17 protein-coding genes are annotated in these 14,527 nt (G+C 42.6%); all 17 read left to right on the forward strand.

Annotated features, from left to right (window positions below; genetic code table 11):
* The first annotated feature begins 37 nt into the window (after positions 1-37).
* The 17 genes from B5354_RS16245 (at position 38) to B5354_RS16325 (ending at position 14,524) form a co-directional block, all read left to right on the forward strand.
* On the forward strand, positions 38-1,438 hold the full coding sequence (locus tag B5354_RS16245) for a flagellar hook-length control protein FliK (protein ID WP_245804840.1): 1,401 nt from the start codon (positions 38-40) through the stop codon (positions 1,436-1,438).
* A 9-nt stretch (positions 1,439-1,447) separates the two neighbouring features.
* Positions 1,448-1,897: a flagellar hook assembly protein FlgD gene (flgD, locus tag B5354_RS16250; RefSeq protein ID WP_079529850.1), complete on the forward strand. Its 450-nt coding sequence runs from the start codon at positions 1,448-1,450 to the stop codon at positions 1,895-1,897.
* Between the two features lie 15 nt (positions 1,898-1,912).
* Positions 1,913-2,278, forward strand: coding sequence for a TIGR02530 family flagellar biosynthesis protein (locus tag B5354_RS16255; RefSeq protein ID WP_079529851.1), 366 nt, complete (start codon positions 1,913-1,915; stop codon positions 2,276-2,278).
* 87 nt (positions 2,279-2,365) lie between these two features.
* On the forward strand, positions 2,366-3,274 hold the full coding sequence (gene flgG / locus B5354_RS16260) for a flagellar basal body rod protein FlgG (RefSeq protein ID WP_079529852.1): 909 nt from the start codon (positions 2,366-2,368) through the stop codon (positions 3,272-3,274).
* Positions 3,275-3,405: 131 nt separating this feature from the next.
* Positions 3,406-3,627, forward strand: a complete 222-nt coding sequence (locus B5354_RS16265; protein WP_079529853.1) for a flagellar FlbD family protein — start codon at positions 3,406-3,408, stop codon at positions 3,625-3,627.
* Positions 3,608-4,036 carry a flagellar basal body-associated FliL family protein gene (locus B5354_RS16270; RefSeq protein ID WP_342743020.1) on the forward strand — a complete coding sequence of 143 codons (429 nt, stop codon included), beginning with the start codon at positions 3,608-3,610 and terminating at the stop codon, positions 4,034-4,036. The genes B5354_RS16265 and B5354_RS16270 overlap by 20 nt, the downstream gene beginning before the upstream one ends.
* A gap of 401 nt (positions 4,037-4,437) precedes the next feature.
* Entirely contained in the window at positions 4,438-5,439 is a 1,002-nt protein-coding gene (gene fliM, locus B5354_RS16275) for a flagellar motor switch protein FliM (RefSeq protein ID WP_079529854.1), read from the forward strand.
* On the forward strand, positions 5,432-6,607 hold the full coding sequence (gene fliY / locus B5354_RS16280; RefSeq protein ID WP_176142518.1) for a flagellar motor switch phosphatase FliY: 1,176 nt from the start codon (positions 5,432-5,434) through the stop codon (positions 6,605-6,607). The genes fliM and fliY overlap by 8 nt, the downstream gene beginning before the upstream one ends.
* A 19-nt stretch (positions 6,608-6,626) precedes the next feature.
* On the forward strand, positions 6,627-6,989 hold the full coding sequence (locus tag B5354_RS16285; protein WP_079529856.1) for a response regulator: 363 nt from the start codon (positions 6,627-6,629) through the stop codon (positions 6,987-6,989).
* Positions 6,990-7,004: 15 nt separating this feature from the next.
* Positions 7,005-7,667 carry a flagellar biosynthetic protein FliO gene (locus tag B5354_RS16290; RefSeq protein WP_079529857.1) on the forward strand — a complete coding sequence of 221 codons (663 nt, stop codon included), beginning with the start codon at positions 7,005-7,007 and terminating at the stop codon, positions 7,665-7,667.
* Complete coding sequence (fliP, locus tag B5354_RS16295; protein ID WP_079529858.1) at positions 7,660-8,325, forward strand: flagellar type III secretion system pore protein FliP; 666 nt, start codon at positions 7,660-7,662, stop codon at positions 8,323-8,325. Before B5354_RS16290 ends, fliP begins: the two co-directional genes overlap by 8 nt.
* A gap of 18 nt (positions 8,326-8,343) precedes the next feature.
* Positions 8,344-8,613: a flagellar biosynthesis protein FliQ gene (gene fliQ, locus B5354_RS16300; RefSeq protein ID WP_079529859.1), complete on the forward strand. Its 270-nt coding sequence runs from the start codon at positions 8,344-8,346 to the stop codon at positions 8,611-8,613.
* Between the two features lies 1 nt (position 8,614).
* Positions 8,615-9,394: a flagellar biosynthetic protein FliR gene (fliR, locus tag B5354_RS16305; protein ID WP_079529860.1), complete on the forward strand. Its 780-nt coding sequence runs from the start codon at positions 8,615-8,617 to the stop codon at positions 9,392-9,394.
* Positions 9,395-9,396: 2 nt separating this feature from the next.
* Positions 9,397-10,482 (forward strand): flagellar biosynthesis protein FlhB, encoded by a 1,086-nt coding sequence (flhB, locus tag B5354_RS16310; RefSeq protein ID WP_079529861.1) that lies wholly within the window; start codon positions 9,397-9,399, stop codon positions 10,480-10,482.
* Between the two features lie 61 nt (positions 10,483-10,543).
* On the forward strand, positions 10,544-12,577 hold the full coding sequence (gene flhA, locus B5354_RS16315) for a flagellar biosynthesis protein FlhA (protein WP_079529862.1): 2,034 nt from the start codon (positions 10,544-10,546) through the stop codon (positions 12,575-12,577).
* A complete protein-coding gene (gene flhF / locus B5354_RS16320; protein WP_079529863.1) occupies positions 12,574-13,671 on the forward strand; it encodes a flagellar biosynthesis GTPase FlhF in 1,098 nt (365 codons plus the stop codon). The genes flhA and flhF overlap by 4 nt, the downstream gene beginning before the upstream one ends.
* Positions 13,664-14,524: a MinD/ParA family protein gene (locus B5354_RS16325; protein ID WP_176142519.1), complete on the forward strand. Its 861-nt coding sequence runs from the start codon at positions 13,664-13,666 to the stop codon at positions 14,522-14,524. Before flhF ends, B5354_RS16325 begins: the two co-directional genes overlap by 8 nt.
* The last annotated feature ends 3 nt before the right edge of the window (positions 14,525-14,527 follow it).

The raw sequence follows: 14,527 nt of genomic DNA on the forward strand, positions 1-14,527 counted from the left end.
GATCGAATCTGAAAGGAGGTGAAAGAATGTGAACAGTATGGCGCTTTTTTCTTCTTTGTCTAAACCGTCTGTACAGCAAACAGGCATGACTGCCAACCATCCTGGTAAAAACCAAAATTCGATGCAAAACTTTCAATTATTGCTCTCAAAGGTTGCCAGCCAGCAATCAACAAGCAACATGACGAAACTGGAACAGCTGGTAACGGAGTTGAAAAAGTTGTTACACCAAATGGGAGGATCTTCAAGTTCAGCGGGGCAGCCCAGTACAAGTTCTATACATGGGGAACAAGTTATCGCAGCTCTAGAAAAATTAATCGGAAACCAGCTAACCGAAAAATGGCCAGAAGAAATCAAGAAATTACTGAATGCTAAAGTAGATGACTTACGTCAACTCTCCAGTCAGGATCAAACAATTCTCATTGAACAGTTGAGTGCGTTGCTAGAACAGGTGAATTCAGAGGATCTTCCACCTGTCACAATGATTAACGTTCAAGTCACTCCACAAGTAGACACAGTGAAGCAACCTGCCCAATCTGACGGTGTTTCACTTCATGCGGCTCCTTCCAAACAACTTGCTGACTTATGGAATCGTTTTGAACAAATCATGGGTAAACTGAATGATCAAATCCCGTTTAGCCAATCTGTTAAACCAGAACAGCTTGACCCAGCTCTCATGGTCAAATTGAAACAAGTGCTGCAACAATTAGCTGATTTACAAGCAGGATCAAGTCAAAAGGATGCTTTTCAACGAACGTTGACTCGCCTTAGTGACCAAAGTCCAGGCCTTCAGCAATTGCTGACAAACTTGCTGAATAATTTTACACGTAAGCAGTCTCTTCCAGCACCTTATCAACAACAAGCGGCCGTAACCAGTAAGGATGTGGCCAGATGGGCAGCACCATTACTCCATAAGCAGTATCAGGTTGAGTCTGCGCAAGGACAAGGTTTTACCCAGGTCATGACCAAAGTGGAACAGTATGTAATCCATATGAATCCAAATCAATCGTCCCACGGCATGCAGAAGCAGCTTATGGAACAGTTTGAACAACTCATCAAATCAAATCGCGTATTTTTAAACAATGCAGGCCATATGGAAATTAATATCCGGTTAAAGCCTCAACAGCTCGGAGACATGACCGTAAGGCTCGCTCAGCTGAATGGTGAAATGACGGTTAAGATTTTAGTCAGTACTCAGGCTGCTAAAGAGATGCTCGAAGGTAACATTCAACAGCTTAGACATATGTTTTCTCCTCAGCAGGTGGTCATTGAAAAGCATGATCCCTCAGCTCCGAGTCCATTTCTAAGTGAAGATGATCAACAAGCCGGAGAGTTTAATGAACGAGATCATGGTTCTGATCAGTCGCAAGACCAGCAGCAGAATGAGCATTCAGAGGAAGAGGTTTCATTTCATGAATTGTTAATGAATGAGAAAGTATAGGGGGTTACTATGACGAAAATTGATCCATCCTTATATTTGAACAACCAGCAATCCACAACAGGTCCTGGAAGTAATACGCTTGGAAAAGACGCTTTTCTAAAGATATTAATGGCTCAAATTCAAAACCAAAGTCCTTTAGATCCGATGAAAGACAAAGAATTTATTGCCCAGATGACACAGTTTTCAAGTTTGGAACAAATGACGAACTTATCTCAATCAATGCAGGAGTTTATGAGGTCTCAACAAATGACACCTGTTGTTAAGTACAGTGGTCTGATCGGTAAGGAAGTCACCTATCCTGTCCGTAATGAGGAGACTGGGTTTACTGAGGAATATAGGACAGGCACCGTGCAGGCTGTAAGCCAGAAAAATGGAGAAACAAAACTTGTACTTAAAAATGGTCAGTCAGTGAATGTGTATGACATTACAAAAGTTAGTCAGAAAATGACAGAAGAATAGAAGGTAGGTACGGTTATGGAACCTCGAATTCATCACATGCATCAGCCGCTGCCTTTACCGAAGACAAAAAAGGTGCAGGACCAGCCAACTCAGTCATTTCGAGATGTATTTCAGGAAACTAAAAGTCTTCAAGTTAGTAAACATGCACAACAACGATTGCAAGAGCGCAATATTTCGATTGATGACAGCAAATGGCAGATGATTTCTCATAAAATGACCGAAGCCAAATCTAAAGGCATTACAGATTCATTGGTCGTAATGAATGAGGCTGCTCTTGTCGTAAGTACGAAAAATCACACTGTTGTCACAGCGATGGCGCGTGAAGAGTCAAGTTCACATATATTCACTAATATTAACGGAACCATCATAATCGATGAATAAGGCTGGACCCAATAGTCAGGGAAGCCAAAACAAGCTTACGGACTGATAGAAGTAAGCAGATAATTAAATGGAAGGAATGGTAGCGATATGCTTCGTTCAATGTATGCAGGAATTTCTGGTATGAAAGGTTTTCAGGCAAAGTTAGATACAATCGGGAACAATATTGCCAATGTAAATACGTACGGATTTAAAAAAGGCCGGGTAACTTTCCAGGACATGATGAGTCAGACGGTATCTGGAGCTCAAGGACCGATCCAGGGAGCAGGCGGGGACAATGTCCGGGGTGGAGTGAACCCTTCTCAAGTTGGACTTGGCTCACAAATTGGTTCCATTGATACTATCCATACGCAAGGTAATCGCCAGACAACGAATCGTCCGCTTGATTTAGCCATTGAAGGAGATGGCATGTTTATCCTGGCTGAGGGAACGGCAGCGTCAGGAATCGATACAGCTGCTAAAACCGTTGCTCTTGAGGATGTAAACTTAAGTTTTACGCGAGCGGGAAACTTCTACTTAGATGATGACGGTGCCATCGTGAATGCGGAAGGAAAATATGTGATCGGGGAAACGGATACGGGGACTGCTGGAGTGATTACCATTCCTGAAGATGCCCAAAGCTTCAGCATTCAGTCAGATGGAACCGTAAACTATGTAAACAACCAAGGGGAACTTGCTGTAGCGGGACAAATTAGACTTGCTCAGTTTTCGAACCCAAGCGGGCTTCAAAAAATTGGCGGCAACAGCTTCCAGCTGACGGAGAATGCCGGCGTGTTCACAGCAAATGATGATGGAGAGCTGGCCACCCTTCAAGATCTTCTCGTAGCTGGCCAAGGCGGCACAGGTCAAATGGTGTCCGGGGCACTGGAAATGTCGAACGTGGATTTAGCCGAATCATTTACGGAAATGATCGTGGCTCAACGAGGTTTTCAAGCAAACACAAGAATTATTACGACCTCAGATGAAATCTTACAAGAATTAGTAAACTTAAAACGTTAGTAAAGGGGGGAGGAGGCTGGGACATAATTAAACTTATTAAGTAAAAAGACGAACGATATGCACCAATCATAGTTTCTATAGTTCGGACTTCCATTTGATAAAACACTTTTGTCCCAGCCTCGTTCAATTAGATGATTTCATTAACGAGGTTGAATGGAGAGGGATTTTGGTTTAACGCGATATACATAGAAAGGATCCAATCAAATCCTGATACAGCGATCACAACAACGCATGGAAAACGGTTTGTCGTAAAAGAGCCGGAAGCAGTCGTTATTAAAAAAATGAAACACTTCTATCGGGAAATCGGGCTGTTGCGAGTAGTGGATAAGGCGGGTGACAGCATTGAAGAGTAACTTGTTTAAAACCGTCATGATTATAGTAAGTACTCTCACTGTCGCAGGTGTGGCAGCACTGATTGTTGTTTTAAACTTAGATCACAGCGAAGCGAGCGGAGAACGTTCGATTGATGAGATAAGAGAAACCTCGCTGCTGACCGAAGACATAACTACTGATACTGTCGACGGTCATTTTGTTCGAATCAGCTTCAGGATTGTAACAGATGGTGAGAAAGCTCTGGAAGAATTGAAGAAACGAGATTTCCAGATGAAGAACATTTTGATCAAAGAACTTGCAACAATGAAAGCTGAATCTTTCCAGAGCGGACTAAGCGGACTGGAAGAAGAAGTGAAATTACGGCTCAACGAGTTAATGAAGAATGGAATTATCACTGAAGTTTATACGGTTGAGAAAGTTCTTCAGTAATTTTAATGGCTGTTCTCTACAAAAGATTTTTTATTAACGTAATAACTATAAACTGTATCCTTAACAAACGGCTTCGGAAATACACTACGCATTCCGAGGAGCTGAGCCTCCTCGCTCACAAAGAATGCTCATTGTGATGTCTTATCTTCTTTGCTTTCCAAGCAGGAGTTACGATGTATTTCCTTCGCTGGCATGGCGGTTGATTGAAGCGTAGTTCAGTCGACTCCTGCGGGAAAAGCAACAGCTGAAGATCCCGCAGGAAGCGGTTTTTGCTTCTGAGGAAGCTGAAGCGTTGCCCGCGGAAAGCGACTGTCGAAGAGAAAATCAACCTCGCTTCGAAAACGAAAGTTTATTTTAGCAACAAAATTTAGTAAAAGATCCATTTAGAGGGGGTGGTGTTTTTGGCAGATGAGGTACTTTCACAAAGTGAGATTGACTCACTTCTCTCAGCATTATCCACAGGGGAAATGGATGCTGAAGAGCTGAAATCTGAGGAAAAAGAAAAAAAGGTTCGTGTCTATGACTTTAAACGGGCTTTACGTTTTTCTAAAGATCAGATTAGAAGTCTTTCCCGCATTCATGAAAACTTCGCCAGGTTATTGACAACCTATTTTTCAGCGCAGTTAAGAACGTATGTAAATATAAGTGTGGCATCGGTTGATCAACTTCCTTATGAAGAATTTATCCGTTCGATCCCAACGATGACGATCTTGAATATTTTCAGTGTTCCTCCGCTTGACGGACGAATCTTGCTTGAAACCAATCCGAACATAGCTTATGCCATGTTGGATCGCGTTCTCGGCGGAAAAGGGACGAGCGGGAATAAAGTGGACAACCTGACTGAAATCGAAACCATGATTATGTCACAGCTTTTTGAGCATTCCCTGGAAAACTACCAGGAAGCCTGGGGGTCAATCGCTGAAATTGAACCGGTTTTAGAGGAACTGGAGGTAAACCCTCAGTTTCTGCAAATGGTTTCTCCAAATGAAACTGTGGTCGTTGTTTCCCTTAATACATCTATCGGGGAAACGAGCGGGATGATTAATATTTGCATTCCGCATGTAGTTCTTGAACCAATCATTCCGAAACTGTCTGTTCACTACTGGATGCAGAACCGGCAGACAAAGGAAAATAATTCTGACGAGTTCGCAGCCTTGGCGAAAACGATTCAAAGTGCCCAAGTTGATGTACGAGCTATCTTAGGTGAAGCTGATATGTCGATAGAGGAATTTTTGAAACTTAATAAAAATGATGTGATTCGACTAGATCAACTTATTGAAGAACCGATGAAACTCAAAGTGGACGAGGAAGAGAAGTTTTTCATCCAGCCAGGCAAAAGAAAGAACAGACTAGCCGTACAAGTGTTAGATGAATACCAGAGGAGGGCCAAACAGTATGAATGACGATATGCTGTCACAAGATGAAATAGATGCACTTTTAAATGGAACTGGAGAGGAAGAGGGAAACAAAGCCCTGGAGTCACAAGAATCTACCAGGGTTGAGGATTTTCTTTCCGGCCTTGAACAGGATGCTCTTGGAGAAATAGGAAATATTTCTTTTGGAAGCTCTGCCACAGCACTATCCTCTCTGCTTAACCAAAAGGTGGATATTACGACTCCTTCTATTTCTGTCGTGAAAAGATCTTCCTTGTCAGAGGAGTTTCCTAAGCCTCACGTGGCGATAAACGTTACATATACAGATGGATTCTCTGGGGAAAACCTCTTAGTGATCAGGGAACCGGATGCAGCAGTCATTGCCGACCTGATGTTGGGTGGAGATGGTACAAATCCTGCTGAAGGTTTGAATGAAATTCATTTGAGTGCTGTTCAAGAAGCAATGAACCAAATGATGGGGTCGGCAGCGACAAGTATGTCCACCGTTTTTAAGAAAAAAGTGGATATATCACCACCGGCCATTAATGTTTTATACCCCGAAGAGAACCAGGGTACCGATCAAATTCCAGCTGATGAAGCACTAATGAAAGTGTCTTTTAACCTTAAAGTTGGGAACTTAATTGATTCAGCTATCATGCAGCTGCTGCCAGTATCGTTTGCTCGTGAATTAGTGGACCAACTGTTAGATCCTCCCGAGGAAAATGCTGATACCACTGTACAAACTAAGGGAAGTGAGCCAGACGCTCAGCAGCCGTCCCGCCAAGCTGCACCAGACCCGCAACCTGCGCAACGAACAGTAGAGGAGGAATCGGAGCCGCAGCTAGTCGGGGGAGCCAGTGGACAGGAACTTCACAATTCAACAATTCAAACGGCAGAATTCTCGGATATGGAGCACGTGCAGTTAAGTAATAATGAGCAGCATAACCTGGATATGTTAATGGATATTCCTTTAAAAGTAACCGTTGAATTAGGAAGAACTAAACGTACGATCAAAGAAATTCTGGAACTTTCACCAGGCTCAGTTGTTGAACTTGATAGACTAGCCGGCGAACCAGTTGATATCCATGTCAACGACAAGCTGATGGCTAAAGGCGAGGTCGTAGTTATTGATGAAAGCTTTGGGGTCCGGGTAACAGATATTCTGAGTCAAAAGGATCGCTTGAAAAAATTAAAATAAAGTCAGGGGAGAATGAGAAATGGCAGAACGTATTTTAATTGTAGATGATGCAGCATTTATGCGAATGATGGTGAAAGATATTTTGACAAAAAATGGGTTTGAAATTGCCGGAGAGGCTGAAGATGGCCAAAAGGCTGTAGAACTTTATAAGGAACATCAGCCTGATTTAGTGACAATGGACATTACGATGCCGGAGATGGACGGCATTACGGCGTTAAAAGAAATAAAACAGTACAATCCCAATGCCAAGGTGATTATGTGTTCAGCCATGGGGCAGCAAGCGATGGTAGTCGATGCGATCCAGGCTGGGGCAAAGGATTTTATTGTCAAGCCATTTCAGGCTGACCGTGTGATTGAAGCGATACAAAAAGCACTTAACTAAAGAGTAGGGATTTAAATGATTACAGGAATAAGAACGGCTTGTGCGATTATCATAGTAACTTTACTTTCGCTGTCATTAGGGTTCCAAGTACACGCGCTGGGGCCCTCTGTCAGTGAGTGTACGAAGAATCCAGGTTTAGAAGGCTGCACGACAGCAGATCCGGGTGGCACAAAAAATGAGGGTACGGACGGTGCTGCCGTTGCAGATGCTGGTTCCGACACCTCCATCGTTTGGAACATGATTAAACTGGTATTTGCGCTATTACTCGTTTTAGCCTTAATTTACGGCTTGTTGAAGTTTTTTAATAAACGAAGTAAAAGTTTTACCAAAAATCGCACAATGGAAAATTTAGGAGGGCTGACCCTGGCTCCCAATAAATCGCTGCAGGCAGTACGAATTGGAGACCAGATTTTTATAGTTGGTGTAGGAGACAGCATAGAGGTCATTACTGAAATTACCGATCAGACTACGAGGGAAAGCCTCCTTCATCAAGAGAATTACGACCTCGTTAATAGAGGAATTAGTCATTTACTTAATCAAAACAAGGAACGGACGGTTGACGCGTCTAAGACAGCCGCTTCTCCTTTCAAGCAGCTGTTTGAACAACAGCTTGGGGAAATGAAGCACAAACGCAAACGTGTAACGGACAAGCAGAAGGGAGAGGGCTCTGATGAATGAATTTATTAATATTTTTTCAGGCTCAGATCCGGAGAACATTGCTACATCGGTGAAGCTCCTATTGCTTTTAACTGTCCTCTCTCTTGCACCAGGGATCTTAATATTGATGACCAGTTTTACTAGAATTCTCATCGTCCTGTCGTTTGTCAGAACATCATTAGCAACCCAGTCGATGCCCCCCAATCAGGTGCTCGTGGGGATCGCACTCTTTTTAACATTTTTTATTATGGCTCCTACCTTCCAGGAGGTTAATGAACAAGCACTTATCCCGTTATTTAATGAAGAAATTTCATTAAATGAAGCGTATGAGGAAGCAAGCATGCCGATGAAGGAATTTATGGCGAAGCACACGAGACAGAAGGATTTAGCCCTGTTTATGGAATATTCGGGGATGGAACGACCGGAGTCCATACAAGAAATACCATTAACTACACTAGTTCCTGCATTTGCGATCAGCGAGCTGAAGACGGCTTTTCAAATGGGATTTATGATCTTTATTCCGTTCTTAGTGATTGATATGGCGGTAGCCAGCGTGCTGATGTCGATGGGAATGATGATGCTGCCACCTGTAATGATTTCATTACCTTTTAAGATTCTATTGTTTGTTCTTGTTGATGGGTGGTATTTAATTTCGAAATCATTACTGGAAGGATTTTAAGAAAAGGAGGTAGCAAGCATGAATAGTGAAATGGTAATTTCTTTTGCTAAAGAAGGAATTTACACAGTATTGATCGTGTCAGGACCCTTGTTAATATTGGCTTTGGCAATCGGACTGCTTGTCAGTATTTTTCAAGCGACAACCCAAATTCAAGAACAAACACTTGCGTTTATTCCTAAAATCGTAGCTGTACTTATCGGTCTAATCTTTTTCGGACCGTGGATGCTGACCAATATGGTACGGTTTACTGCCAGTATATTTGAAAACTTGAACATGCTGGTTGGGTAGTATGCTTGACGTATTAAATTTGATTAATTTGCCAGCTTTTCTATTAATCTTCGTCAGGGTTACTTCCTTTTTCGTTACCTTGCCGATTTTCTCTTATCGAAATGTCCCAACTCAGCATAAAGTAGGTTTCAGCTTTTTCTTGGCCCTGCTTATGTATTTCACGATTGAGATTCCTCCAATCCAGGTAAATGAAATGTTTATTCTGCTGTTGTTTAAGGAGGCGGCCGTCGGACTCGCAATTGGATTGTTAGCTTATATTATTTTAACGGCTATTCAAATTGCGGGAGGGTTTATAGATTTTCAGATGGGATTTGCCATTGCCAATGTCATCGACCCGCGTACAGGGGCCCAAAGTCCATTGATTGGCCAATACTTATATATGATCACCCTGCTGTTTATTCTGGCAGTGAACGGTCATCATCTTATGTTGGACGGAGTGTTTTACAGCTATCATTTAATTCCTATTGATCATTTCCTTCCACTAGACGATGAAGGGTGGATTATGTATATCATCAATGCTTTTAATCAAATGTTTGTGATTGCCTTTCTCATGGCGGTACCCGTAGTCGGTTGCTTGTTTCTCGTCGATGTGGCTCTTGGGATTGTGGCCCGGACAGTTCCGCAGTTGAATGTGTTTGTAGTCGGTCTGCCTTTAAAGATCTTTATTGCGTTCGTTGTATTAATCATTGCGATGACCTTCTATATTATGCTGATCCGCACGTTGTTTGAAACGATGCTGGAAACGATGCGCGGGCTCATGCAAATATTTGGAGGTGCGTGAAGATGAGCTGGCTTAAACTTGACTTACAATACTTTGCTGCTGATGAAAAAACGGAAGAAGCCACACCAAAAAAGAGGGAAGATACCCGGAAGAAGGGACAGGTGCCGAAGAGTCAGGATGTAAACACAGGGTTTCTGTTGATCCTGGTATTCGGAGGTCTCTATTTATTCGGTGGACAAATGAAAGAAGCGATGACGACCATGCTTCGCAAATCATTCAATGAATATATTCATTGGACAGTATCAGAGGACCAGGTATTTACAATGTTTCTTGAGGTGACCATCGAAATAACGAAGATATTGGCTCCGATTATGGGAATCGCCATGGTCGCAGGGATTGTTTCAAATCTTATCCAGGTAGGGGTCATGTTTACAGGGGAACCACTGAAGTTCGATTTAAAGAAACTGGATCCTATTCAGGGAGCTAAGAAAATTTTTTCAGCGAGAGCCCTCGTAGAGTTAGTAAAATCCTTGCTGAAAATAACGATGATTAGTGTCATTACATTTGCCATCATCTGGGTCAATAAGGGGCCGTTAATGATGGCTTCACAAAAGTCTGTAGAGGCTGCGCTTGCCTTTTTCGGTAGAATCACGATCCTGATGGGACTTGCTTCGGGATTAGCTCTTCTTTGTTTGTCCGTTCTTGATTACATCTATCAACGCTATGACCACGAGAAAAACATTCGCATGTCGAAAAAGGACGTGAAGGATGAGCATAAAAATATGGAAGGCGACCCTTTAATTAAGGCAAAAATTAAAGAAAAACAAAGACAGATGTCAGCTTCCCGAATGATGAGTGAAGTACCGGCTGCAGATGTAGTCATTACCAACCCGACCCACTATGCAATTGCTGTCAAATACGATGAGGATAAATCAGATGCTCCCATTGTTGTTGCTAAGGGTGTCGATTTCGTAGCTCAGAAAATTAGAGAAGTGGCTAAGGCCAATGACATTGTCATGGTAGAAAATCGACCGTTAGCAAGAGCATTGTATCAGCAATCTGAAATCGATCAGCCGATTGATGAACAGTTTTATAAAGCGGTAGCAGAAGTTCTCGCCTATGTCTATCGATTAGAGAAAAAAGTGTAAGGCAGCGATTATGCCACCTCTTTCAAATTTTCAACACGTACTAAGCTAAGGAGTGACCCCGATGTCAGCAAAAGATCTATCCGTCTTATTAGGCGTTATCTTAATTATCGTAATGCTCGTTATACCGTTGCCTGGGTGGCTTCTAAGTTTTTTAATCTTAATTAATATTGCACTGGCTTTAATCGTAATTCTCGTCTCCATGAATATGGATCAAGCGTTGAAGTTCGCTGTCTTTCCAACGCTGCTTTTATTGTTAACCCTTTTCCGCCTGGCGTTGAATGTGTCGACAACAAGATCCATTCTGTCTGAGGCGGATGCCGGTGAAGTGGTCGCTACGTTCGGGACTTTCGTTATCGGTGGTAATCCGTTAGTAGGTTTCGTTGTTTTTATTATTTTAGTCATTATTCAATTTCTAGTCATTACAAAAGGGGCGGAACGTGTCTCAGAAGTAGCCGCTCGTTTTACTTTAGATGCAATGCCTGGGAAACAGATGAGTATTGATGCTGACTTGAATGCAGGATTGATTAATGAACAGCAGGCGAAAGAGCGAAGAGAAACGATTGAAAATGAATCAGACTTTTACGGAGCCATGGATGGGGCTAGTAAATTCGTAAAAGGGGATGCCATCGCTGGTATTATCATTGTCCTGATTAATATTGTTTTCGGACTTATTATCGGAATGGTACAGATGGGGATGCCATTTGGAGAAGCGATTGATGTTTACATGCGTCTAACGGTAGGGGATGGCCTTGTAAGTCAAATTCCTGCCCTGCTGATCTCGACTGCGACAGGGATTGTAGTGACACGTGTCGCCTCAGAAGGCAATCTAGGAACAGATGTGACCAACCAATTGTTACGCTATCCAAAATTACTTTATATTGCCGGCGGAACGATTTTACTTCTTGGGTTAACGCCAATTCCTTTCTTTTTAACGGCATTGATTGGATCAATTTTAATTTTCGGTGGCTATTGGCTGTCTCGTGTGGCTCAGGAGCCTGAATTTGTGGAAGATGAGCAGCTCGATGAAGCAGAAAGTGATCAAATGAAATCACCAGAGAATGTCGTGAGTTTGATTAGTATGGATCCAATTGAATTTGAATTTGGGTATGCTCTGATCCCCATTGCCGATACCAACCAAGGAGGGGACTTGCTTGATCGAATTGTCATGATTCGCAGACAGCTTGCCATTGAACTGGGTATTGTAATTCCTGTCGTTAGAATTCGAGATAATATTCAGCTCGGACCCAATGAATACCGTTTAAAGGTAAAAGGAAACCAAGTCGCTCAAGGAGAATTGCTGCTCGATCACTTTTTAGCAATGAGTCCTGGCGGTGACGATGAATCGATTGAAGGAATTGACACATTGGAACCTGCTTTTGGGTTACCGGCAAAATGGATCACAGAAGAACTTAAAGACGAAGCTGAGTTGTCTGGCTATACAGTAGTAGATCCGCCTTCGGTTGTGTCTACACATATTACAGAAGTGATTAAGCAAAATGCCCATGCATTACTTGGACGCCAGGAGACGCAACAGCTCATTACTCACTTGAAAGAGTCGTATCCGATTCTGGTGGAGGAAGTAACGCCAGATCCGTTATCAATCGGTGATGTGCAAAAAGTATTAGCTAAGCTTTTACGAGAAAATGTCTCCGTTAAAAATTTGCCAGTCATTTTCGAAACACTGGCTGATTTTGGAAAAATGACAAATGACAGTGAATTGCTCGCTGAATACGCGAGGCAAGCGTTAGCAACGCAAATTACAACTCAGTACCGTAAAGGAGATAACACGATTCGTGTGATAACAGTGTCGGGAACCGTTGAGAAGCTAATTGCAGATCATATCCAGCAAACAGAACACGGCAGCTTTTTATCGTTAGATCCTGAATCGCAGTCCACGATCGTGCAGTCCATAGGTGCACAGGTCGAACAAGTTTCGCTTCAGGAAGAAACAGCTATTTTACTTTGCTCACCGGCTGTCAGAATGTATATGAAACAACTGCTCGATCGGTTTCTGCCACAAGTTGTTGTCCTGTCTTATAACGAACTCGATCCCAATGTGGAAGTCCAAAGTGTGGGAGTGGTGAATGTCGCATGAAGGTAAAGAAATTTCAGGCTGGAACGATGCCGGAAGTGATGAAGAAGGTAAAACAAGAATTAGGGACAGACGCCGTTATTTTAAATTCCAAGCCCATCCAGGTAGGTGGTTTTCTCGGTTTCTTTAAAAAGACCGAAGTTGAAGTGATCGCAGCGATTGATCCTGCTCCGAGGTCTGTTGCGAGGAAGGTTCCAAATGATGAAACAACCGCTCCTTCCTTAAAGGTGGAATCCAATGTTGAGGTGCTGAAAGAATTGCAGTCACTAAAGATGATGCTTCAAAGGCAAACCAAACAGTCTGCTTCCTCAGAAACTATTGACAAGGTCAATCAGTTGCTGATTGATCAGGAAATTGAACCAGAGCTCGCCAGGGAAACTACAGATCAGCTTCTTAATCTATCAAGTGATGAAGAACAACTCGATGAGCAATGGGACGTCTTGACGAAGAGAGTTCTGCAAGCGAAACTATCGCATCTCTCATTTGGGGAACCTCAGTTTAAGAAAAAATTTATTCACCTGGTTGGACCTACAGGGGTAGGCAAGACGACGACTGCAGCCAAGATGGCTGCCGATGCCGTTTTAAACCGGAAACTGAACGTTGCTTTCATTACAACTGATACATACAGGATTGCAGCAATCGATCAGTTGAAGACATATGCGCAGATTTTAGATGTTCCGTTTGAAGTAGCTTATAGTTTGGAGGACTATAGGCAGGCGAGAGAAAAGTTTTCAGACTATGATTTAGTTTTTATCGATACCGCTGGACGCAATTATCGCGATGAACAATATGTGGAGGAACTAAAGCAGTTGATTCATTTCTCTGAAGATACCGAAACCTATTTAGTTTTATCTCTTACGGCAAAATATCGAGATATGACAGCCATTTATGACCAGTTTACCGGGATTCCGATAGAGAAGCTTATTTATACGAAGGAGGACGAAGCTTCACGTGTAGGTGGTGCCGTCAGTATGGCTGTGAATCATAATATTGGCATTGCTTATGTTACTCATGGTCAAAACGTGCCTGATGATATTAAGCCTGCGAGCAGCGAAGCTCTTATTCGATCAGTCATGGAGGGCAGCATCAATGGCTGATCAAGCGGAACAGCTTCGTTCACGCCTTCTTCATAAAATGAAACCCACCAGTGCTTCTACGATTGCCATTGCTAGTGGCAAGGGCGGAGTAGGAAAAACCAATTTCACGGTAAATTTCGCTTTAAAACTAATAGAAGAAGGGAAAAAAGTATTAATTTTTGATCTGGATATCGGCATGGGAAATGTAGACATTTTACTTGGCGTGACGCCAAGGTACTCAGTTGTAGATTTGCTTCAGCGCCAGGCTTCCTTGGAGAAAATTATCGAGTTCGGTCCGAATAATCTCGCTTATATTGCTGGTGGATCAGGGCTCTCAACACTTTTTCAAATGAATGAAAGTGGTTTTCATTACTTTCAGCAAACATTCGAACATCTTGCTTGTGAGTATGACATTATTTTGTTTGACATGGGGGCTGGAGCTACAGAAGATAGTTTGAAATTTATTAGTTCAGCTGATGAGGCAGTGATTGTCACCACACCCGAACCAACGTCGATTACAGATGGTTATGCGATGATCAAACATCTGACGAAACGAAACGATGCTTTACCTATTCACGTGCTGATCAATCGAACCTTAAGTGAACGGTCAGGCTTGGAGACATTTTTAAGGCTTGAAACAACGGTTAAGAAATTTATCGGTAAGGAACTGTTACACTTAGGTGCAATTCCTGACGACCGTTCTGTAATAAGAGCTGTCATTAATCAGCTTCCTTTTGTTCTGGATGAGCCGAGGAGTCAGGCAAGCAAGGCTGTAGCAAAGATTACTGAACAATATTTGACAGCTAAAGGTTACCAACATGAGAGGAAGACAGAATCCTTCCTTTCCAAACTTCAGCGTCTCGTTGTGAAATAGACT

Source organism: Halobacillus hunanensis (assembly GCF_900166655.1).
GTDB lineage: Bacteria > Bacillota > Bacilli > Bacillales > Halobacillaceae > Halobacillus_A > Halobacillus_A hunanensis.

Bases quoted from the DNA above. Each gene is read 5' to 3' on its own strand.
- B5354_RS16245 (WP_245804840.1), top strand. From the start codon at position 38: ATGGCGCTTTTTTCTTCTTTGTCTAAACCGTCTGTACAGCAAACAGGC.
- flgD (WP_079529850.1), top strand. From the start codon at position 1,448: ATGACGAAAATTGATCCATCCTTATATTTGAACAACCAGCAATCCACA.
- B5354_RS16255 (WP_079529851.1), top strand. From the start codon at position 1,913: ATGGAACCTCGAATTCATCACATGCATCAGCCGCTGCCTTTACCGAAG.
- flgG (WP_079529852.1), top strand. From the start codon at position 2,366: ATGCTTCGTTCAATGTATGCAGGAATTTCTGGTATGAAAGGTTTTCAG.
- B5354_RS16265 (WP_079529853.1), top strand. From the start codon at position 3,406: ATGATTTCATTAACGAGGTTGAATGGAGAGGGATTTTGGTTTAACGCG.
- fliY (WP_176142518.1), top strand. From the start codon at position 5,432: ATGAATGACGATATGCTGTCACAAGATGAAATAGATGCACTTTTAAAT.
- B5354_RS16285 (WP_079529856.1), top strand. From the start codon at position 6,627: ATGGCAGAACGTATTTTAATTGTAGATGATGCAGCATTTATGCGAATG.
- B5354_RS16290 (WP_079529857.1), top strand. From the start codon at position 7,005: ATGATTACAGGAATAAGAACGGCTTGTGCGATTATCATAGTAACTTTA.
- fliP (WP_079529858.1), top strand. From the start codon at position 7,660: ATGAATGAATTTATTAATATTTTTTCAGGCTCAGATCCGGAGAACATT.
- fliQ (WP_079529859.1), top strand. From the start codon at position 8,344: ATGAATAGTGAAATGGTAATTTCTTTTGCTAAAGAAGGAATTTACACA.
- fliR (WP_079529860.1), top strand. From the start codon at position 8,615: ATGCTTGACGTATTAAATTTGATTAATTTGCCAGCTTTTCTATTAATC.
- flhB (WP_079529861.1), top strand. From the start codon at position 9,397: ATGAGCTGGCTTAAACTTGACTTACAATACTTTGCTGCTGATGAAAAA.
- flhA (WP_079529862.1), top strand. From the start codon at position 10,544: ATGTCAGCAAAAGATCTATCCGTCTTATTAGGCGTTATCTTAATTATC.
- flhF (WP_079529863.1), top strand. From the start codon at position 12,574: ATGAAGGTAAAGAAATTTCAGGCTGGAACGATGCCGGAAGTGATGAAG.
- B5354_RS16325 (WP_176142519.1), top strand. From the start codon at position 13,664: ATGGCTGATCAAGCGGAACAGCTTCGTTCACGCCTTCTTCATAAAATG.